Below are 20,112 nucleotides of genomic sequence, written 5' to 3' on the forward strand. Positions count from 1 at the left end.
GCCCCTGCATTACCCTCCATGCCTGACCTCAGGAGACAGATATGGCGGACGACAACAGCGGCGAGCTGATCCCGGCGGAGGCTCCCCTCCAGAAATATGTGGTGAAGGAGGCCGCCAATCCGCGCTGGAGCTCTCACTTCAAGAACAAGATGATCACCGTGGCCCGCAAGCCGCTGTTCGGGCCTGAGGACAAGATATTCACTATCGGCAGTTGCTTTGCCGAGCGCATCCGCTCGTTTCTCACCGCAGAAGGCTTCAAGGTCGGCCCGCCCACGGATCACATTGCGATGGCGCCGGACCGCTACAATATCGACCGGCTGCCGCGCTACCCGCATCTGGACTACTACAATACCTTCACCATCCGGCAGGAGTTCGAGCGCCACATCGGGGAGTGGGCCCAGGACCCCGACGACTACTGGACCATCAAGGATCCCCTGTGGGAGGGCGAGGTCGCCTATCAGGACCCCTATCGCCGAGCCACGTTCGGTCGCACGCCCGAGGACTTGCTCGAGGCGGTGCGCCATACGGACGACGCCATTGACCGGGGCATCCGCGAGGCGGACGTCTTCTTCATGACCATGGGCATGGCGGAGGTGTTTCGAAACAAGCAGAGCGGCAAGATCGCCTGCCAGAAGCCGGGCTACGCCAAGGGCGGCGGTGAGGAGCAGACCGAGTTCCACATGTCCTCATACGAGGAAAACTACGCCAACCTGCGGCGTATTGTGGAGATCATCACCCAGGTACGCCCGGAGGCGCGCATCGTCTTCACCGTCTCGCCTGTGCCGCTGGCCCGCACCTTCTCGGACAACGACATTGTCGCGGCCAACACCGAGGGGAAGAGCATCCTGCGCGCCGCCATCGGCGCCATCGCGCGGGACTTCGACGCCGTCACCTATTTCCCGTCCTATGAACTGGTCATGGCCAACTCGCCTTTCAGCTGGCGCGAGGACGACGGACGCCATGTGGACAACTGGATCGTCTCCAGGATCGTGAAGACCTTCAAGGCGGCCCACTGCACAACCGGGTAGTGATGGTCTGGCGCGCCCGGCAGGACTCGAACCTGCAACCGTCCGCTTAGAAGGCGGATGCTCTATCCGGTTGAGCTACGGGCGCCGTCAGGCAAGCGGCTCAAGTAGCGCGAAGCGCGATAGCCGCAACGAAAAATCTCGGCTCAAGTAGCGCGAAGCGCGGTAGCCGCAAACATAATCAGTGGGTCCAGGGCTGCCTGCGGCCCGGGGCGAAGTTATCGGCGTAGGCCTTCAGGATCACCGGGGCCGCCCGGGGCTCGTGCAGTCGGAACGGAATGCCGTGCCGCTCTGCGTAGGCCACCGCCTCCTCCGCCGTATCGAAAGTCAGGCGCACCTGGCCGTTCATGTCGGTGGACGAAGTCCAGCCCATCAGCGGGTCGTTGGTGCGCGCCGCCGCCGGCTCGAACTCCAGGATCCAGTCGCGGGTCCTGGCCTTGCCGGACTGCATGGCGGTCTTGGCGGGACGATAGATGCGCGCGAGCATGGCGGGCCCTGAAGAATCCAGTGTCAGAAGCGGCCCAGATAGCGCGCGTCGGCCCACGGGTCCAGCATGCTCAGGCCGGCAGGGGCTTCGCCGCGTTCACGCCCAGCTTGCGCGCCACCCAGCCCAGGGTCGGTCCCTGCACCAGGCTGGACACGATCACCACGAAGAAGACGATGTTGAAGATGGTCTGTGATCCGGGCACGCCCGCCACGATGGGAAAGGTCGCCAGCACGATGGGCACCGCGCCGCGCAGCCCGGCCCATGAGACGAACAGCTTGGCCCGCCAGTCGAACCGCCGGAACGGCGCCAGGCAGATGAACACGCTGATCGGGCGAGCCACCAGCATCAGAACCGCCGTGATGGCCAGGCCGGGCGCAGCCACTCCGCCCAGCTGGCTCGGGAACACCAGCAGCCCCAGGGTCAGGAACATAACCACCTGGGCCAGCCAGGCCAGGCCGTCCTGGAACACCCCGATGGTGCGCCGCGCCTGATACTCGCGATTCCCCGCCACGATCCCCGCGATATAGGCGGCCAGAAACCCGTTCCCGCCCAGCACGGCTGTGAGGCCGTAGCTCAGCAGCGCGGCGCCGATGGACACCACCAGCGACATGCCGCTGGTGCGCAGCCGCATACGCTTGATCAGCGACGGCAGCGCATAGCCGACCGTTACGCCCAGCACCGCGCCCAGGCCCATCTGGATCATGAACTGGGGCACGAAGGGCAACAGGGACGCATCGGGCGCCGCCACCAGAACCAGCGCCGCCCCCACCAGGAAGATCGCCATGGGATCGTTGGAGCCCGACTCCAGTTCGATCAGGCCCGTGAGGTCCTGTCGCAAATCGCCCCCGCCCTGTCCCCGCATGATGGCGAACACCGCCGCCGCGTCGGTGGACGCCACGACCGCGCCCAGCAGGAACCCCTGGGTCACCGTGAACCCCAACAGGAACACCGCCGCCAGGCTGACGATGCCCGCGCTGATCATCACCCCGATGGTGGACAGCATCAGCGCCGGTCCCGCCGACGGGCGCACCAGCTTCCAGCTGGTGTCCAGTCCGCCCGAGAACAGGATGAAGACCAGGCACGCCACCCCGATCACCTGGGCGAAGGCGTAATCCGAGAAAACGATTCCGAACGGTCCCTCCGAACCCGCGATCATGCCTAGGGCCAGGAATCCGATCATGGCCGGCAGTCCGAACCGGCTGGACAGGCTTCCGGCCAGCACCGTGGACAGCAACAGCACCGCGACCGCGAGGAAGGCGTAGTCGATGGGGTTCATGGGTGTCTTTAGGAGCCGAGGAATCGCCCAAAAGCAACACCGCCTGCGGTGCCCCGCCGCTTGAATGGCCGCTATTGAGCCTGTAGGCAGGCGCTCCCGTTGGGGAGTAGCCGCCGGCCGCCTTGAAGGCCGGGACCGCGTCAACACATTCGCGCTTCGGCGCGTGGCGCGGTCAGCGGATGTCATCCGCCTGGCGAGACCAGCGCGTCCCACCGTCTCGCCGGCGGCGTGGGATGCGCGTCTCGTCGTCCGGCGGAGTGAGCCCATGACCCCCGGCGCCATCGCCATCCTGTCGCTCAGCATGTCGACGGACGCCTTCGCCGCGGCCGTGGGGCGCGGCGCCGCGCACCGCCCATCGCTGGCCCCAGCGCTGCGGGACGGGCTGACTTTCTGGATCATCGAGGCCATGACCCCGGTGATCGGCTGGAGCCTTGGCCTGATCGCCGCAGAAGTCGTCCAGCAGTACGATCACTGGATCGCCTTCGTCCTGCTGGCCGGGGTCGGGGCGCACATGGCCTGGCATGGCCTCGCCAATCGTCATGCGGTTCAGCCGGCCGCGCCGGTGCGAAGGGGGCTGATCCCCCTGATCGCCGTGGCGCTGGGGACCAGCATCGACGCCGCGGCCGTGGGCGTGGGGCTGGCCTTTATCGGCGTGAACATCTGGGTCATCGCCCTTTGCATCGGCCTGACCACCTTCACCCTGACGACCCTGGGCATGCTCATCGGCGCCCGCGTCGGCGCCCGTTTCGGAAAATACGCCGAGATCCTGGGGGGTCTGGCCCTCATCGCCATCGGCACGCTGATCCTGGCTGAACACATGGGATGGATGGGGGGCTGAGGAACAATCGGAGCGGCGGGCCGGGTCAAGCTCCGCGAAAAAGCCCCGCCGGCCGAACCGGCGGGGCCTCATTAATTCACGACGCTGGAGATTTAGTCGGCCGTGCCGAACCCGTCGGGGCCGCCCGCACCCTGTGAGCCTTCGCCGCCCGTGGCGGGCGACCCGGGCTCCTGACCCGGCTGATCGTCGGCCGGACTCTGGCCGGGCGTGCCGCCCTGGCCCGGCTGGCTTTGGTCGTTGTCTTGTTCGATGGGTTGATCGGTCATGGTGTGCTCCACTTGTTGCCTCGACCAACCGTGGAGAGAGCCGCTTGTTCCCAGCGACCTCACCGGCAGAACACGATCCGACGACAACGGGCGGTAAACCAACCCGCAAGCCTTGCTCGAACGGGGAAACGCTGGTCGGAGCGGCAGGATTCGAACCTGCGACCCTCTGCTCCCAAAGCAGATGCGCTACCAGGCTGCGCTACGCTCCGATCAGGCGGGGCTTATAGGCATGGCCGGGGGCGGGCCGCAATCGCCCGTCTGCAATCCCGTGCGATCCGTCAGTCCGCGTTGTTGAAGAACGGATGGCGGACGACGTCGCCCGGTTCGGCGCCGATTTCCTGGGTGCGACCCGCCCGGACTTCCAGCACCCCCTTCGCGGCGCCGTAGGAGGGCACCACCTGGCGCGAGAAGGGCGTTGTGTGCCGCGCGATAGAGACGATGCGGCCCTGATCGTCGATGTAGACGATGTCCAGCGAACTGGGCGTGTTCTCCATCCAGAAGCCGCGCTCGGCCATGTCCGGAAACTGGAACAGCATGCCCCGGTCGTCGGCCAGCGGCTCGCGGAACATCAGGCCCCGGGCGCGCGTCTCGTCGGTATCGGCGATCTCGACCCAGAAGGCGTGCTCCCCGCTGTCCGTGATCACGGTCAGGGCCTCCAGCGGATTGCCCGCCTCGTCGCGCGGCACGGCCTGGGCGCAGGCGGTCGCCGACATGGCCAGCGCCAGGACGGCGGTCAGAAACAGGCGGCGGTGCATGGACGGTATCCCGGGGATGGCGCGATCGACGCCCGCATTACGCCTTAGCCGCGCGCGGAAATAAACCCGAAATGCGGCCTATTCGCCCTGTTCGATCTCGGCCACCACAAGCCCCTTGGGGCCCCGGGCGAAGCGCACACGCACCGTGTGCCCCGGCAGCAGGTCGTCGAGCCCGCACCGGCGCAGGGTTTCAATGTGGATGAAGATGTCGTCCTGGTCGCCCTCGCGCACCACGAAGCCGTAGCCCTTGGCGCGATTGAACCATTTGACCGTCGCCGGCTCCATGGGCCCGTCAGCCTGGATGGCGGGCCGCGGCGGGCGGCGGGCGAACGCTTCCAGATTGCTGGCGGAACGCCGCAGGGCGTCATAGCCCGGCGACTGCTCCGGATCCGGCTCGGCCAGATGGAATATCTGGGTGGCCTGCCAACCCTTGGGCCGTCGCACGGCGTCGCAGGTGATGGCGGCTCCCTCGGCGGCGTCATCGCAGCCATGGTCCCGCAGGCTGGAGACATGCAGGAGGACATCCTTCATGCCGGTGAGCGACGGGTCGTCAGGCACGATGAAGCCATATCCCTTCGCGGGGTCAAACCATTTGACATGACCGGACATGCGGACCGTTTCGGCCGACGTCAGATCCTCATCCACTTCGTACGCTGACATGCTCCCCCCGCCTGCGACCCTCACGTGCAGACCAGACATGCTTAACACGGTTCGATGAACGTGGGAGGGGCAGAAACGACAATTTCGCGCTCAAGGCGAGAAATGCCTGCAATACGCGTGCTGATTCGTCCCGAACGGGGTTTGTGGACCTACGATTTCGGGGGAGCCCGCGTGGCAGTCCCTAGGGGAATCGAACCCCTCTTTCTAGGTTGAAAACCTAGCGTCCTAACCGATAGACGAAGGGACCGCTGCGCGAGAGCCGGCGATATAGCGGCCCCTTCCCACCGTTGCAAGTCGCGTCCGACTAAAAATCGTCGGTCGTTTCGCGTCGTGGGTCGTGGGCGTCCTCAATCTCGAATTGGACCCCCCGGCGGCCGTTCCAGTCATCCGCCTTCAGACGACCGACCACGCTGATCCCCGTCGCGCCCGACAGCAACGCCCGGCCCAGCGGCAGGTCCGCACAACGCCAGGCGATGGCCTTGACCGAGGCGCCGTCCGCCGCCGTCAACCGGCACCGCACATGGCCGCCGTTCATGGCCACGGGCTCGCGTGCGGTCACCCGGTCCAGGGCGAACAGCGGCTCCGGGTTGGCGGGACCATAAGGCGCCAGACGCTCGAAATCCTCGAACAGGCTGCGGCTGGCCGCCCGGCAGTCGAGCAGCGCGTCCACATCCACCACGTCCAGAACCTCGGCCGCCGCCTGCTGGTCGGCCAGCGCCGCCTCCAGAAAGGCGCGTGCGTCCTCGATGCGGTCGCCCGCCACCGTCAGCCCGGCCGCCATGGCGTGCCCGCCGCCCGCCATCAGATGTCCGGCCTCCCAGGCCGCCTGCACGGCGCGGCCAAGGTTCACGCCCGGCTGCGACCGTCCCGAGCCCTTGCCAACGCCCGTGGCCGGATCGACCCCGATGACGACGACCGGCTTGCGCCAGCGTTCGCGCAGCCGCCCGGCCACGATGCCCACCACGCCCGGATGCCAGTCCTCGCCCTCCACCACGATGATGGCGCGATCCAGCGCGTCGGGGCCCCGGCTCTCCACCTTGCGCACCGCCGCCTCGGTCACCTCGCGCTCCACCTCGCGGCGGGACTGGTTCAGGGCGTCCAGCTCGGCGGCGATGCTCGCAGCCTCGGCCGGGTCGTCAGTGGACAGCAGCCGGGCGCCCAGATCGGCACGGCCGATGCGCCCGCCCGCATTGATTCGCGGTCCCAGAATGAAGCCCGCATGGCTGGCCTTGGCCGGGCCCGGCTCCATGCCCGCCACGGCCAGCAGCGCCGCCAGCCCGGGATTGCGCCACTCCGACATGACCTTCAGTCCCAGCGCCGCCAGCGCCCGGTTGAAGCCGGTCAGGGCCGTCACGTCGCAGATGGCCCCCAGCGCCGCCAGATCCAGCCACTGCCGCAGGTCCGGCTCGGCCCGTTCGGCGAACAGCCCCCGCGCCCGCGCCGCCCGGTTCAGGGCGGCCAGCAGCACGAACACCACCCCCGCCGCCGCCAGATTGCCCTGACCGGAATTGCAGCCCGGCCGGTTCGGATTGACCACCGCCTCGCACGCGGGCGGCTGCTCGCGCATCAGGTGGTGATCGACCACCACCACCTTCAGGCCGATGGACGCCGCGTGGGCCACGGCTTCCACCGCCGCCGCGCCGCAATCCACGGTGATAACCAGATCCGCCCCGCTCGCCTTGAGCGTCTCGAACGCCTTCGGGCTGGGGCCGTACCCCTCGGTCAGGCGGTCGGGCACATAGATGGGCAGGTCCGCGCCCATGGCCCGGAACCACCGCACCAGCAGCGCCGCGCTGGAGGCGCCGTCCACGTCATAGTCCGCGAACACATGGATGTTCCGCCCCGCTGTCAGGGCGTCCAGAATCACGCCGGCGGCGCGATCCATGTCCAGAAAGCTGGATGGATCAGGAAACAGGGCCCGCAATGTGGGAGCGAGAAAATTCTCGCTCTGGTCCGCCGTGACGCCGCGCGCCGCCAGCGCCCGGGCCAGCGGCTCGGCCAGTCCCAGCCCCTGCATATGGGCGCGCACGGTCGCCCCGTCGGCGGGCCGCTGACGCCACGCACGGCCGGACAGGGAGCGCGACACGCCCAGAAAGTTCACCGCCGTCGCCGCGCCGCCGTCAGCCATTGAGCATACGCCTCGTCATTTCCGTGCAGTCTGGACGACAGGGTCGCCGGATTCGGTCGCAGGCGCGAAATCGCCCTATCGGCGCGGATCGATGGGCGGCGGCGGTTCGGACCGCTCGCGCAGGGACCGGGCGAAGGCTTCCACCTCCGCGGCCGTCCGCGCCGCGCCCACGCTCATGCGCGCGCCCTCCACCCTGCGGCGGACCTCGACCGCATAAGCCTCCGGATCGTCGGTCAGGGTCCAGTCGATGGCCGCCACGGTGCTGCCCAGCGTCACGCCGGTCTGGTTCAGCCCGGCCACCCGCACGGCGATGTCCGCCGATCGCGGCACATCCGTGGGCGCGGCGGGAAAGTCGGCCCAGCGCGGATATTCGCTATTGGCGTCCACCAGCGCCTGGATGCGGTCCGACAGTGGCGATTGCGGATCGGTCCCCTTGTTGAACGGCGCGGCGCATGCGCCGGTCAGCAGCATTGCGCCCATCACCGCGGCCAGGGCCGCATTTTTCATCGCCGATGCGTTCATCTTGAGCCCGGTCATATGCCATCATGGGCCGACGAGGAAGGGCGACGCCGCCTTGTATCGATCCAGCAGGAGCCGTTCATGGCCACGCCGCCGAAAAAGCCCGCGACCCGCAGCACAAAAAAGGCTGCGCCGAAGAAGGCCGCACCGCGCGCTGCGGCCACACCGAAGGCTGAGAAGGCTGCGCCCGGGCCGACGCCGGAACGCGAGCCCGCCGCCCCCCCGCCTCCGTCCCAGCCGGACGCCTTCGACCCCTTCGCCATCGGCGCAGACCAGCGGCGCATGCTGGAAACCCTGTCCCTGAACATCGCCAGAGCGGCCATGACGGCGCAGACGGCCCTGGCCGAGGCGGCGCTCAGCAGGGCCGATCGCCCGGCGGCCCTGTCGGCCGATCCGCTCAATGTCGGCCCCGCCATGACCTCGGTCATGACCAGCCTGGCTTCCCGCCCCGAACGCCTCTTCCAGGCCCAGGCCGATCTGTTCGGCCGCTACATGACCCTTTGGACCGACACCGCCCGGCGCGCCGCCGGCGAGGATGTCCCCGTCACCGCCGCCCCCGACAAGCGGTTCAAGGACCCGGCCTGGGCCGAGAACCCGCTGTTCGACGTGATGCGCCAGTCCTATCTGGTCACCGCCGACTGGATGAACAGCCTCATCTCCAGCGCCGAGGACGTCGACCCCCGCACCCGGCGCCGCGCCGAGTTCTTCACCAAGCTGCTGACCGACGCCTTCTCCCCGTCCAACTTCCTGGCGTCCAACCCTGCCGCGCTGAAAGCCCTGGCCGAAACCAGCGGCGAGAGTCTGGTCAAGGGCATGCAGAACTTCGCCGCCGATCTGGAGCGCGGGCGCGGCAAGCTGGCCATCAGCCAGGCGGACTACGGCAAGTTCCGCGTGGGCGAGAACGTGGCCACCAGCCCCGGTCAGGTGGTCTGGCGCGACGAACTGTTCGAACTGATCCAGTACGACGCCGCGACGGACAAACAGCGCGCCATTCCCCTGCTGATCTTCCCGCCGTGGATCAACAAATTCTACATCCTGGACCTGCAGCCCGCGAATTCCATGATCCGCTGGCTGTCGGAACAGGGCTTCACCGTCTTCGTCTGCTCATGGGTCAATCCCGAGGCCGACAAGGCCGCCTTCGGCTTCGACGACTATCTGGAAAAGGGCATCTACCGCGCCACCTCGAAGGTGATGGAGCAGTGCGGCACGGATCGGCTGAACACCGTGGGCTACTGCATCGGCGGCACCCTCATGGGCGCGGCCATGGCGCACATGGCCGACAAGGGGGACGAGCGGGTGGGCGCCTGCACCTTCTTCGCCGCCCAGCATGATTTCGAGGAAGCCGGCGACCTCCTGCTGTTCACCGACGACCACTGGCTGGACGAGATCGAGGGCATGATGGACCAGGCCGGCGGGGTCCTGCCGGGCAGCGCCATGGCCGACACCTTCAACGCCCTGCGCGCCAATGACCTGATCTGGTCTTTCTTCGTCAGCAATTATCTGATGGGCAAGGACCCGCCGTCCTTCGACCTGCTGTTCTGGAACGCCGACCAGACCCGCATGCCCAAGGCGCTGCACATGGCCTATCTGCGCCAGATGTACGGCCAGAACGCCCTGGCCAGGGGCGAATTCGAGATCGGCGGCGTCCGCGTGGACCTGTCGAAGGTCAGGACGCCCATCTACGCCCAGGCCAGCCGCGAGGACCACATCGCGCCCATGAACTCGGTCTATCGCTCCACGAAGCTGTTCGGCGGGCCGGTGACCTATACGCTGGCGGGCTCGGGCCATATCGCGGGCGTGGTCAACCACCCCGCGGCGGCCAAGTACCAGCACTGGACCAACGACGCCCTGCCCGAAACGCTCGCCGAATGGCAGGCGGGCGCGCAGCAGCACCCCGGCTCATGGTGGCCGCACTGGGCCGCATGGTTGCATGCGCGGTCGGGCGACTGGATCGACGCCCGTGATCCGAAGAAAGGGGCGCTGAAGCCCGTCGAGCCGGCGCCCGGTTCCTATGTGAAGGTGAAGTCTTGAAGCGTATCGACCCCAACCTGCTGCTGGCTGTGACCACCCTGTTCGCCCTTGCCCTGCTGGTCATGAGCGCCACCCTTTTCGGCCCGGCCGATCCGCCGTGGCGCTATGTGGCCACCGCGGCCGTGGTGACCGTGGCCTTCCTGGCCCTGCAGCCGGTCGTTCCGCGCTTCATGAAGATGAAGAAGGGGCCCCTGGTCACCGCCGAGGCGCCCTCATCAGCGGTCTGGGCGGCCATCTATCCGGGCCTGATCATCCTGTCCGCGGCCCTGCCTCCGCTGTTTCCGGGCGTCAGCTTTGGCCTGGCCGTGGTCATCGCGGCGGTGTTCTTCGGCTCCACCGTCGAGTCCGCCATCATGAGCCTGCGGGGCGTCAAGGCCGGGGGCTGACCGGGGACCAGGGCCGGTCCCCGCGCTCGTCCAGCGTCCAGACGGCCCGCCAGCCGGACGGCGCATCCGGCGCCCGCCACAGCTCCGCCGCACCGCCCCGGGCGAAGTCCACGCCGTCCAGCACCAGCCGCCCGCCGCATCCTTCCGGCAACCGAACCACCTCGGCCCGCACCGCCACCACCTCCGCCGAGGCGCACAGCTGGTCCAGCTGATCCATGTCCGGCGCCCGCGTACCCCACCACAGGGCCAGCGGCCCCTGCGCCTCCGGCCGCCGGGAAGACCGGGTGGCGATCCAGCCCTCGTCCGGCGGAACCAGCGCCACGCCGCGCCGCTGGGACCACAGCTCGGCGGGGAACAGCCGCACCCCGGGGCGCAGCAACACCGCCTCGCCGCCCTGCCGCACCGCCGCGGTGGTCGCTGCGTCACCGATCCACAGATCCGGCGCCGGGGGCCGGGGCCAGATCAGCACAGCGGCGAAGAAGGGAACCCCCAACCACCGCCCATGCCCTTTCCACAGGCACAGCCACAACAGCCCCAGGAAGGCGATGGGCAGGGCGATGGTGGGCGCGCTCGGCACCGCCCGCACCGCGCCGGGCAAACCTGACGTCCAGCCCCCGATGGCCAGCATCACCTCGACCGCCCACCCCGCGACCCACAGGAACGGCGCGCCCAGGCCCAGCGGCTCCAGCGCCGCGCCCAGGGCCAGCATGGGCATCAGGATGAAGCCGGTGATCGGCGCCGTCGATACGTTGGCGATCAACCCGTAGATCGCCGTGCGGTTGAAATGCTGCATGGCGAACGGCCCGATGGCCATGCCCGCCACGATGCTGGCCGCGCAGACCGCCCCCACATAGCCGATGAATTTCTGAATGGTGACGATGATCCAGGGCGCCGCGATCTCCCGGATCCGTCCCCGCCAGCTTTCGGCCAGGGCCACCAGGGCGGCGGTGGCGGCGAAGGACATCTGGAATCCCGGCTGCACGATGGTCTCGGGCCTCAGGGTCAGCACCACGAAGGCCGCCACGGCCAGGGCGTTCATGCTGATCGCTCTTCGGTCCAGCAGGATGGCGATGAAGGCCACAGCCGCCGTGGTGAAGGCGCGCTCCGCCGGGGGAGGCCCGCCTGACACAAGCAGATAGGCGCCGCACGCGATCAGGCCGGCCACCGCCGCCACCTTCTTGCCGGACACCCTGAGCGCCAGCCACGGCCAGGCGGCGATCATCAGCCTCACGCCGAAAAAGACGAACCCGCCCACGATGGCCATGTGCATCCCGGAAATGGCCAGCACATGGGCCATGCCGGAATCGCGCATGGCCGACAGCTCGTCCTCGCTCAGCCATGTGCGGTGCCCCGTCACCATGGCCGCCGCCACCCCGCCGCGCCGCTCGCCCAGCCGCTCCACCAGCCGTGTGGCCAGTTCGAACCGCGCGCCGTTGAGCGCCATCTGCCGCTTCAGACCGACCGGCGGCTCGGGCAGCACCGCGGGCCGCGCGTCCCCCAGCCCGAACGCCACTCCGCCGATGCCGCGAAAGAACGACACCTTCCCGAAGTCGTACGAGCCGGGGCTGGCCGGCGGCGGCGGCGGATTGAGGATGGCGAACACCCTCAGGGGCGTTCCCGGCGCCGGCGGGGCGCCGCGCACCGTCACCCTCAACCTGAGAGGCGTGTCTTCGGGGGCCAGATCGCGGATTCGCACAGGGGCCAGGATCACCCGCGATCCCCGCGCCCCGGGGCTCTCCACATCCACCACCCACCCCTCGATCACGGTGGGTTCGGACAGGGCCGGGGCGATGGGCGCCGCCACCCGTTCGGTGCGCGCCTTGGCCGCCGTCAGCCCCAGCGCCAGACAGGCGATCAGCATCAGCGGCACGGTCAGACCCCTGCCCGCCCCCCGACGCCGCGCCACGATCCACGTCGCGGACGCCACGCCCGCGAACAGCGCCAGCGGCCATATCGGGGGCTCTGCGGGCAAGGCGAAATAAGCCGCGCATCCCCCGCCGAAGGCCACGGGCGCCCACAGCCGCCAGCGGTCCCGTTGGGCCTGCACCGCATCCGCGGTCCAATCAATGACGCGCGCGCGTATGGGCTTGGCCGCTTCCGGCGTTATAAGAGCGGCCCCATCAGACACCGCCCCGGACATGACTGAACCTTCCCCCGTCGTCACACGCTTCGCCCCCTCGCCTACAGGCTACCTCCATATCGGCGGGGCGAGAACAGCGTTATTCAATTGGCTGTTCGCCCGTCGTCACGGCGGCAAATTCCTCGTGCGTGTCGAGGACACCGACCGCGAGCGCTCCACCGACGATGCGGTGAAGGCCATCTTCGACGGCATGGCCTGGCTGGAGCTGTTCGCGGACGAGGAACCGGTGTTCCAGCACAGCCGCGCCGACCGGCACCGCGAGGTGGTCGACCAACTGCTGGAAAGCGGCCACGCCTACCGCGACTTTCTGACCGCCGAGGAAACCGGCGCCCTGCGCGATCAGGCCAAGGCCGAGGGCCGCACCTTCGAATCCCCCTGGCGCGACCGCGAACCGACCGTGGATGACCTGTCCAAACCCCACACCGTGCGCTTCCGCCGGCCGGGACAGATGGAAGTCATCGTGGAGGACGCGGTGCAGGGTCGCGTGCGCTGGGACTCGGCCTCGCTGGACGATCTGGTGCTGCTGCGCTCGGACGGCGCGCCCACCTACAATCTGGCCGTGGTGGCCGATGACCACGACATGGGCGTCACCCACGTCATCCGCGGCGACGACCACCTGAACAACGCCGCTCGTCAATCATTGATATATGACGCCCTCGGCTGGGACCGGCCTGTGTTCGCCCACATCCCGCTGATCCACGGCCCCGACGGCGCCAAGCTGTCCAAGCGCCACGGCGCCCAGGCTGTGCACGAATACGCCGAGATGGGCTATCTGCCTGAAGCCATGCGTAACTATCTGGCCCGGCTGGGCTGGAGCCACGGCGACGACGAGTTGTTCAGCGACGAACAGGCCGTCGCCTGGTTCGACCTGTCGGGCGTGGGCAAGGCGCCCGCCCGTCTGGACTTCGACAAGCTGGCCCACGTCAATTCCCACTGGATCCGTCTGGCCGACGATGAACGGCTGGCCAAGCTGGTGCTGGACCAGCACCTGAAGAACGGGCACCGCCTGGCCGAGGGCGACGAACAGCGTCTGCTTCAGGCCATGCCCTTCGTGAAGGACCGGGCGAAAACGGTCATCGAACTGGCCGCCCAGACGGCTTTCGTGCTCCAGCGCCGTCCGCTTCACCTGAACGACAAGATCAAGGCGTCCCTGATCGACGAGACCGGCGAGCGCATGGCCCGCCTGCTGGAGCGCCTGCGCCTGTTCCAGAGTTGGGACGTCTTCGCCCTGGAGGCCGAGCTCAAGGCTTTCGCGGAGGATGAGGGCGTGGGCTTCGGCAAGATCGGTCCGCCCCTGCGCGGGGCCCTTACCGCAGGGTCAAGTTCGCCCGATCTGGCCAGAACTTTGTCTTCACTTGGGCGAGAAGAAAGCCTCGGACGCTTGGAGGATGCCCTTTCAGTCGCTAAGTGAACGCCACAACAATGAACCCGCGCCGCCGCCTCCCCGCGTCGGCGTCCAGAAAAGAACGGGGTGCATATGACCGAACAAGCCAAACCCGCCGGCACGGCGACTGTGACCATCGGCGACAAATCCGTCGAACTGCCGGTTCTGGGCGGCTCCACCGGGCCGGATGTCGTCGATATCCGCAAGCTGTACGGCGCCACCGGCGCCTTCACCTACGATCCGGGTTTCACCTCCACGGCGTCCTGTGAATCCAGCCTGACCTACATCGACGGCGACGAAGGCGTGCTGCTGCACCGCGGCTATCCCATCGACCAGCTGGCGGAAAAGTCGAACTTCGTCGAGGTCTGCCACCTGCTGCTGCACGGCGAGCTCCCCACGGCGGCCCAGTACGAGTCGTTCGAAAACAGCGTCACCATGCACACCATGCTGCATTCGCAGTTCGACCGCTTCTTCGAGGGCTTCCGCCGCGACGCGCACCCCATGGCCATCATGGTCGGCACCGTCGGCGCCCTGTCGGCCTTCTATCACGACAGCCTGGACATCCATGATCCGGTCCAACGCAACATCTCGGCCATCCGCCTGATCGCCAAGATGCCGACCATCGCCGCGCGGGCCTACAAGTACCACATCGGCCAGCCCTTCGTGTCGCCGCGCAACGACCTCAGCTACGCCGAGAACTTCCTGCGCATGTGCTTCGCCGTGCCGGCCGAGGACTATCACGTGGACCCGGCGCTGGTGCGCGCCATGGACCGCATCTTCATCCTGCACGCCGACCACGAGCAGAACGCCTCCACCTCCACCGTCCGCCTGGCCGGCTCGTCGGGCGCCAACCCGTTCGCGTGCATCGCCGCGGGCATCGCCTGCCTCTGGGGCCCGTCGCACGGCGGCGCCAACGAGGAGGCGCTGAACATGCTCAAGGAGATCGGCACCCCGGACAAGATCCCGGAGTTCATCGCCGGCGTGAAGGACAAGAAGTACAAGCTGATGGGCTTCGGCCACCGCGTGTACAAGAACTACGACCCGCGCGCGAAGGTCATGCAGCAGTCGGCCTATGAAGTGCTGGCCGCCACCGGCCGCGAGAACGACCCGCTGTTCCAGGTGGCCAAGGAACTGGAGGCCGTCGCCCTCAAGGACGACTACTTCGCCGAGCGCAAGCTGTTCCCGAACGTGGACTTCTATTCCGGCATCACCCTGTCGGCCATGGGCTTCCCCACCACCATGTTCACCGTCCTGTTCGCCCTGGCCCGCACCGTCGGCTGGATCGCCCAGTGGCAGGAGATGATGGAGGATCCGTCGCAGAAGATCGGCCGTCCCCGTCAGCTCTACACCGGCCCCACCGAGCGGGACTACATCACCATCGACCAGCGCGGCTGATCGAACTCATATCGCCGAAACGCAAAACGCCGGGGCCCCGTGGCTCCGGCGTTTTTCATTGCGCGACCTCGCGAGCGTCACAACGCCGGATCGGCTGCATACGCCGCCCAAAGCTCCGGGAGGCCTCGTCCGGTGATGTCCCGCCAGTCGCTCTCCGAATAGGTCCCCGCCCTCAGACGGCTGTCGAGGGTGCGAACGATCCCCGCGTGCCCATGCGCCTCAAGCCACAGCAGGAACCGGGCGGCCCCGCGATAGCCGTCCTGCAGCGACTGGTCCGGGCTGAATGGCGGCAGCGCCCAGCCGCCCGCCGCGTTGTCTACCCCGTACACATGCCGAACATAGTCCGCGATGCCTTCGGTCAACCATCCCGGCGCCCCCCGGTCGCCATAGGCCTGGACCAGGTGCATGACCTCGTGGGTCACAACATCGGTGTCGTGGGGGTGCTCGGCGAAATGGGCTGAATTGTACATGACCACATCGCCCCCGGCGCCCGCCACGGCCGGCAGGTCGGGATCCATGATGAAGGTCACCCGCGTGGGCGCCTCGGGATTGAACGTCGCCACCAGTTGCGGATAGACGGCGAAGAAAGTCTCCACCATGCGGTCCGCCACCGCCTGATCGGTCGTGCCCGTGTCGTCGCGGAAATCCAGCGTGTAGCCGCCGCGTTCGTAGACCCTGCTCTCGGCCGCCGCCGCAGGTGCGGCGATCATGGCGGGGACCACGAGGGCGGCGATCATGGCGAAGGCGGTTTTCATCGCTGGGGCTCCGATATTTATGCGATCATTCGCACACAAGCTGGCGACCTGATCAACAGGGACGCCGCCTTCCGTTCAGCCGCCCGCCTTCTCCACGATCACCCTCAACACCGCGTCCGCCGCCAGCTGCGACGGGTCCGCGCCGCCGCGGCCCATCAGGTCCAGCGCCCCGGTCTGGCGGCGCGCCTGATCAGCTGCGGCCTCGCGGTCGATCAGGAGCCGCCCTGCCGCGGCGGCTAGCGTGTCCGGCGTCGCGTCGCCCTGAAGAAACTCCGGCGCGATGGCCTCATCCGCCGCCACATTGAACAGCGTGACGTATTTCGTGGTGGCGATGCGCTTGATCAGGGCCCAGGTGAGGCCGTCCATGCGATAGGCGATGACCATGGGCGCCCCCGCCAGCGCCAGTTCGGTGGACACCGTGCCGCTGGTGGCCAGGGCCGCGTCGGCGGCGACCATGGCGTCGTATTTCTCCGCCTCGTCCACCAGATGCGCGCGGAACGGCCAGGCCGCCACCCGCGACGTCACATCCGCCGCCACCGTGCCCGCCGCCGCCACGACCACCTCCAGCGCCGGGACCTCGCCCTTCAGCCGCTTCACCGCCGCCTCATAAACGGGCGTCATCCGCGCCACCTCGCCCGGCCGGCTGCCCGGCAGGATCAGCAACAGCGGCGCGTCCGGCGCAATGCCCCGCCGCGACCGGAACGCCGCCCCGTCGGCGCCCGCCATGTCCACATGCAGGGCCGATGAGCCCACCACCGTGACCGGCAGGCCTTCCTTCTCGAACCACGGCGCGTCGAAGCCGTACAGCGCCAGCAGATGATCCACCGCCCGCGCCAGCGTCTTCGCCCGCCCCGGCCGCGAGGCCCAGACCTGCGGTCCCACATATTTGATCAGGGGCGTAGCGGGCGACGCCGCCCGGATCGCCTTCGCCACCCGGATGGTGAAACCCCAGCTGTCGATCAGCACCACCGCGTCCGGCGTCTCCCGCGCCGCCAGCGCCGCCGTCTCCGCCACCCGCCGCTTGACCCGGCCGTAGGCGCGGATGCCCTCGATGAACCCCAGGATGGACAGCTCGCCGATGTCGAAGGGGCTCTCCACCCCCTCCGCCGCCATCCGCGGCCCGCCGACGCCCACGAAGGTCACGGCCTCGCCCAGCCGGTCCTTCAGCGCCCGCGCCAGACCGGCGCCCAGACCATCTCCCGACGCCTCGGCGGCCACCAGCATGATCTTCAGCGGTCGGCTCATCTGTGACCCTCGCCCCACACGAACAGCCCCAGCCGGTCGGCGGTTTCAATGATCGCCTCGCGGTCGATCAGGATCAGCTTGCCCGCCATCCCGGCGACGCCCGCCAGACCCGCCGCCGCCGCGCCCTCAATGGTGCGCACGCCGATCACCGGCATATCCACCCGCTCGTCCTGGATAGGCTTGGGCGCCTTGGCCAGCGCCCCGCGCCGCGCGCCTTCCCGCCCCCGGATCGTTTCAGGCAAACCAGCCACCCGCGCCAGCATGGCGTCAGTGCCCTCCTGCGCCTCCACCGCCAGCACCAGCCCGTCAACCACAACCGCGCCCTGGCCGATGTCCAGTTCGCCCGACGCCCGAGCCACCTCCAGCGCCTTGCGCAGATCCGCCAGCGCCGCCGCGTCCGGCGCATGGCGCCCCAGCGCGCCCACCGGCGCCGTCTCGCCGCCCAGCACCTGATCGGCGCCCTCGATGGCGAAACCCTCGGCCTCGAACACGCCCAGCACATAGCGCAACAGGGCGTCGTCGCCCTTCGTGGCCGCCGCGATCATGCCGGGCAGAACCGCCGCGCCCTTCAGGTCCGGCTTCATGTCGCGGAAGTCAGGGCGTTGCACGACGCCCGAAAAACACACGGCCTCACAGCCTGCGGCCTTCAACAGCTTGATGGTCCGCCCAAACTCCCCGAGGCGGGAGTCCGCGCCTTCATAGCGCGCCAGAGCATCATCAGCGAAGCCCTTGATACGAACGACAAAAAATGGACGACCCTCCGCGGCGCAGCGCCGCGCCACCGCCTGGGGCAGATCACCGCCGCCGGCCACGATGCCCAGCTTGCTCATCGTTCAGGCAGGCACAAAGGCCGCTTCGAATCCTCGCGGATGAAGGCGATGATCCGCATGATCTCGGGCAGGTCCGCGTATTCGCCCTCGGCCGCGTCCAGCCGGTCGGCGAAAGCCCCCTCGCCCTCGAACACCTCGCGATAGGCCGCCAGCAGACGCCGCAGGTCCGCCTTGCCGTAGCCGCGCCGCTTCAGCCCGACCAGATTAAGCCCGTGCAGCCGCGCATGGTTGCCCCACACCGAGCCGAACGGGATCACGTCCCGCGTCACCGCCGACAGACCGCCCACCATGGCGCCCTCGCCCACCCGGCCGTTCTGATGCACGGCGCACAGCCCGCCCAGAAAAACCTTGTCGCCCACCACCGCATGGCCGCCCAGCGTCGCATTGTTGGCCATGACCACATGGTCGCCGACCACGCAGTCGTGCCCCACATGGGCGCCGGTCATCAGCAGATTGTTCGAGCCGATGCGCGTCACGCCATGTCCCTGGGGCGTGCCCCGGTTCAGGGTCGCATGCTCGCGGATGACATTGTCTGCGCCGATCTCCAGACGCACGGTCTCGCCCTTGTAGCCCGTGTGCTGGGGATCGCCCCCCACCACGGCGAAGGGATGGATCACCGTGCGCGGGCCGACGAGGGTGTCCCGCTCCACCACCGCATGGCCGCGCAGCTCCACACCCTCGGCCAGGGCCACGCCCGGCCCCACCACGCACCACGGCCCAATGACCACGTCATCGGCCAGGGTCGCCGAAGCGTCGACCGAGGCGGTGGCGTGGATGCTCATGTCCCGGAGCCCTCGGGTTTCGGGTTGTCGACGACCATGGCCGCGAACTCGCACTCGGCCGCCATCTTGCCCTCCACGTAGGCCTCGCCCCGGAACTTGAACAGATCGCCCCGGTGCTTCGTCACATGCACATGCAGGCGCAGCACGTCGCCCGGCCGCACCGGGCGGCGGAACCGCGCCCCGTCCACGGCCATGAACATGATGGTCCTGTTCGACACATCGGCGTCCAGGGTCCTGGACATCAGCAGCGCGCCGGATTGCGCCAGCGCCTCGACGATCAGAACGCCCGGCATCACCGGATTGTTGGGGAAGTGCCCCTGAAAGAACGGCTCGTTGGCCGTCACGTTCTTGATCCCGACGATGGATTCATTGGCCCGGTAATCCTCGGCCCGGTCCACCAGCAGGAAGGGATAGCGATGGGGGATGCGCCGCAGAACCTCGGCATAATCGATCGAGACGCCCTCGGACTCACTCATCGCTCTTTCCCTTGCTGCGCGAAGCCGCCTGTTTGGCCAGCCAGACGCTCTCGCGCAAGAAACGCCGCAGCGGTCTGGCGGGATAACCCGACCATGTTTCGCCCGCCGGCACATCGGACAGCACGGCCGCCGCCCCGGCGATACGGGCTCCGGCGCCGATGGTGTGGTGATCGCCGATCCCGGCGCGTCCCCCGAACATGACCCCGTCGCCGACCGTCACAGAACCGGAAATCCCCACGTGGGCCGCGATCAGGCAGAACCGGCCTATGACCACGTTGTGGGCGATCTGAACCAGATTATCGATCTTGGTCCCCTCCCCGATCACCGTGTCATCGTATGCGCCGCGGTCGATACAGGTGCCGGCCCCAACAGAGACATCATCCTGAAGGATCACGCGGCCGAGCTGGGGAATATCCACGGGCCCCCTCGCCGACCCTGCGGCGCCGAAGCCCGCTTCCCCGATAACGGCGCCAGAGGCGATCCGCACCCGGTCGCCGATCAGGCTGAAACCGATGGAGACGTTGGCGCCGATACGGCTATCCCGGCCGATGGCGACGCCGGGCCCGATCACGGTGTTGGCGCCGATCGTGGCGCCCCGGCCGATCCGGGCGCCGGCGCCGATCACGACCCCCGCCCCGAGACGGACGTCGTCTTCCAGAACAGCTGACGGATCGACGCCCGGCGTCTCGCCCGCCTCGATGGGCGGATGCAGGCGCGCCGGGGCAAGGGGACAG

20 protein-coding genes, 3 tRNA genes and 1 riboswitch are annotated in these 20,112 nt (G+C 68.5%); of the genes, 6 read left to right on the top strand and 17 right to left on the bottom strand.

Going from position 1 to position 20,112, the window contains the following annotated elements:
- Positions 1 to 41: 41 nt before the first annotated feature.
- Positions 42 to 1,028: a GSCFA domain-containing protein gene (locus ACK4FB_RS13510; RefSeq protein ID WP_409753279.1), complete on the top strand. Its 987-nt coding sequence runs from the start codon at positions 42 to 44 to the stop codon at positions 1,026 to 1,028.
- Positions 1,029 to 1,036: 8 nt separating this feature from the next.
- Here ACK4FB_RS13510 and ACK4FB_RS13515 read toward each other — a convergent pair.
- From ACK4FB_RS13515 to ACK4FB_RS13525, 3 genes are all read right to left on the bottom strand, one after another.
- Positions 1,037 to 1,113: transfer RNA gene (locus tag ACK4FB_RS13515), tRNA-Arg, on the bottom strand.
- Between the two features lie 93 nt (positions 1,114 to 1,206).
- Complete coding sequence (locus ACK4FB_RS13520; RefSeq protein ID WP_409753282.1) at positions 1,207 to 1,512, bottom strand: ETC complex I subunit; 306 nt, start codon at positions 1,510 to 1,512, stop codon at positions 1,207 to 1,209.
- Positions 1,513 to 1,582: 70 nt separating this feature from the next.
- Positions 1,583 to 2,788, bottom strand: a complete 1,206-nt coding sequence (locus ACK4FB_RS13525; protein WP_409753285.1) for a potassium/proton antiporter — start codon at positions 2,786 to 2,788, stop codon at positions 1,583 to 1,585.
- Between the two features lie 99 nt (positions 2,789 to 2,887).
- Positions 2,888 to 3,049: riboswitch (yybP-ykoY riboswitch) on the top strand.
- A gap of 4 nt (positions 3,050 to 3,053) precedes the next feature.
- Here ACK4FB_RS13525 and ACK4FB_RS13530 point away from each other — a divergent pair.
- A complete protein-coding gene (locus ACK4FB_RS13530; RefSeq protein ID WP_409753288.1) occupies positions 3,054 to 3,626 on the top strand; it encodes a manganese efflux pump MntP family protein in 573 nt (190 codons plus the stop codon).
- A gap of 92 nt (positions 3,627 to 3,718) precedes the next feature.
- On the opposite strand, the gene ACK4FB_RS13535 is transcribed toward ACK4FB_RS13530, so the two are convergent.
- From ACK4FB_RS13535 to ACK4FB_RS13565, 7 genes are all read right to left on the bottom strand, one after another.
- Positions 3,719 to 3,892: a hypothetical protein gene (locus ACK4FB_RS13535; RefSeq protein WP_409753291.1), complete on the bottom strand. Its 174-nt coding sequence runs from the start codon at positions 3,890 to 3,892 to the stop codon at positions 3,719 to 3,721.
- Between the two features lie 132 nt (positions 3,893 to 4,024).
- Positions 4,025 to 4,101, bottom strand: a tRNA-Pro gene (locus ACK4FB_RS13540).
- 69 nt (positions 4,102 to 4,170) lie between these two features.
- Positions 4,171 to 4,647, bottom strand: coding sequence for a DUF192 domain-containing protein (locus ACK4FB_RS13545; protein WP_409753294.1), 477 nt, complete (start codon positions 4,645 to 4,647; stop codon positions 4,171 to 4,173).
- A 78-nt stretch (positions 4,648 to 4,725) separates the two neighbouring features.
- Positions 4,726 to 5,307, bottom strand: a complete 582-nt coding sequence (locus ACK4FB_RS13550; RefSeq protein WP_409753297.1) for a cold-shock protein — start codon at positions 5,305 to 5,307, stop codon at positions 4,726 to 4,728.
- A 172-nt stretch (positions 5,308 to 5,479) separates the two neighbouring features.
- Positions 5,480 to 5,554, bottom strand: a tRNA-Glu gene (locus ACK4FB_RS13555).
- 57 nt (positions 5,555 to 5,611) lie between these two features.
- Positions 5,612 to 7,435, bottom strand: a complete 1,824-nt coding sequence (recJ, locus tag ACK4FB_RS13560) for a single-stranded-DNA-specific exonuclease RecJ (RefSeq protein WP_409753300.1) — start codon at positions 7,433 to 7,435, stop codon at positions 5,612 to 5,614.
- 75 nt (positions 7,436 to 7,510) lie between these two features.
- The gene (locus ACK4FB_RS13565; RefSeq protein WP_409753303.1) at positions 7,511 to 7,972 is read right to left on the bottom strand and encodes a hypothetical protein; all 462 of its coding nucleotides are present in this window, start codon (positions 7,970 to 7,972) and stop codon (positions 7,511 to 7,513) included.
- Between the two features lie 63 nt (positions 7,973 to 8,035).
- Here ACK4FB_RS13565 and phaC point away from each other — a divergent pair, with 63 nt between their 5' ends.
- Together phaC and ACK4FB_RS13575 are read left to right on the top strand one after the other, a co-directional pair.
- Positions 8,036 to 9,985 carry a class I poly(R)-hydroxyalkanoic acid synthase gene (gene phaC, locus ACK4FB_RS13570; protein WP_409753335.1) on the top strand — a complete coding sequence of 650 codons (1,950 nt, stop codon included), beginning with the start codon at positions 8,036 to 8,038 and terminating at the stop codon, positions 9,983 to 9,985.
- Positions 9,982 to 10,371 (top strand): hypothetical protein, encoded by a 390-nt coding sequence (locus ACK4FB_RS13575; protein ID WP_409753306.1) that lies wholly within the window; start codon positions 9,982 to 9,984, stop codon positions 10,369 to 10,371. The genes phaC and ACK4FB_RS13575 overlap by 4 nt, the downstream gene beginning before the upstream one ends.
- Here ACK4FB_RS13575 and ACK4FB_RS13580 read toward each other — a convergent pair.
- Complete coding sequence (locus ACK4FB_RS13580; protein WP_409753309.1) at positions 10,355 to 12,418, bottom strand: ComEC/Rec2 family competence protein; 2,064 nt, start codon at positions 12,416 to 12,418, stop codon at positions 10,355 to 10,357. The genes ACK4FB_RS13575 and ACK4FB_RS13580 overlap by 17 nt on opposite strands.
- Positions 12,419 to 12,509: 91 nt before the next feature.
- Here ACK4FB_RS13580 and gltX point away from each other — a divergent pair, with 91 nt between their 5' ends.
- Positions 12,510 to 13,922, top strand: a complete 1,413-nt coding sequence (gene gltX / locus ACK4FB_RS13585; protein WP_409753311.1) for a glutamate--tRNA ligase — start codon at positions 12,510 to 12,512, stop codon at positions 13,920 to 13,922.
- 66 nt (positions 13,923 to 13,988) lie between these two features.
- Positions 13,989 to 15,290, top strand: coding sequence for a citrate synthase (gene gltA / locus ACK4FB_RS13590; RefSeq protein WP_409753314.1), 1,302 nt, complete (start codon positions 13,989 to 13,991; stop codon positions 15,288 to 15,290).
- Between the two features lie 77 nt (positions 15,291 to 15,367).
- Here gltA and ACK4FB_RS13595 read toward each other — a convergent pair whose 3' ends face one another.
- From ACK4FB_RS13595 to lpxD, 6 genes are all read right to left on the bottom strand, one after another.
- Complete coding sequence (locus ACK4FB_RS13595; protein WP_409753317.1) at positions 15,368 to 16,045, bottom strand: basic secretory protein-like protein; 678 nt, start codon at positions 16,043 to 16,045, stop codon at positions 15,368 to 15,370.
- Positions 16,046 to 16,120: 75 nt separating this feature from the next.
- Positions 16,121 to 17,290 carry a lipid-A-disaccharide synthase gene (gene lpxB, locus ACK4FB_RS13600; protein WP_409753320.1) on the bottom strand — a complete coding sequence of 390 codons (1,170 nt, stop codon included), beginning with the start codon at positions 17,288 to 17,290 and terminating at the stop codon, positions 16,121 to 16,123.
- Entirely contained in the window at positions 17,287 to 18,120 is an 834-nt protein-coding gene (gene lpxI, locus ACK4FB_RS13605) for a UDP-2,3-diacylglucosamine diphosphatase (RefSeq protein WP_409753323.1), read from the bottom strand. The genes lpxB and lpxI overlap by 4 nt, the downstream gene beginning before the upstream one ends.
- Positions 18,117 to 18,902, bottom strand: coding sequence for an acyl-ACP--UDP-N-acetylglucosamine O-acyltransferase (gene lpxA / locus ACK4FB_RS13610; RefSeq protein WP_409753326.1), 786 nt, complete (start codon positions 18,900 to 18,902; stop codon positions 18,117 to 18,119). Before lpxA ends, lpxI begins: the two co-directional genes overlap by 4 nt.
- A complete protein-coding gene (fabZ, locus tag ACK4FB_RS13615; RefSeq protein WP_409753329.1) occupies positions 18,899 to 19,378 on the bottom strand; it encodes a 3-hydroxyacyl-ACP dehydratase FabZ in 480 nt (159 codons plus the stop codon). Before fabZ ends, lpxA begins: the two co-directional genes overlap by 4 nt.
- On the bottom strand, positions 19,371 to 20,112 hold a 742-nt coding region (gene lpxD / locus ACK4FB_RS13620), incomplete at its 5' end, for a UDP-3-O-(3-hydroxymyristoyl)glucosamine N-acyltransferase (RefSeq protein ID WP_409753332.1). The genes fabZ and lpxD, both read right to left, overlap by 8 nt.

This window comes from Brevundimonas sp. (genome assembly GCF_046299535.1).
Taxonomy (GTDB): domain Bacteria; phylum Pseudomonadota; class Alphaproteobacteria; order Caulobacterales; family Caulobacteraceae; genus Brevundimonas.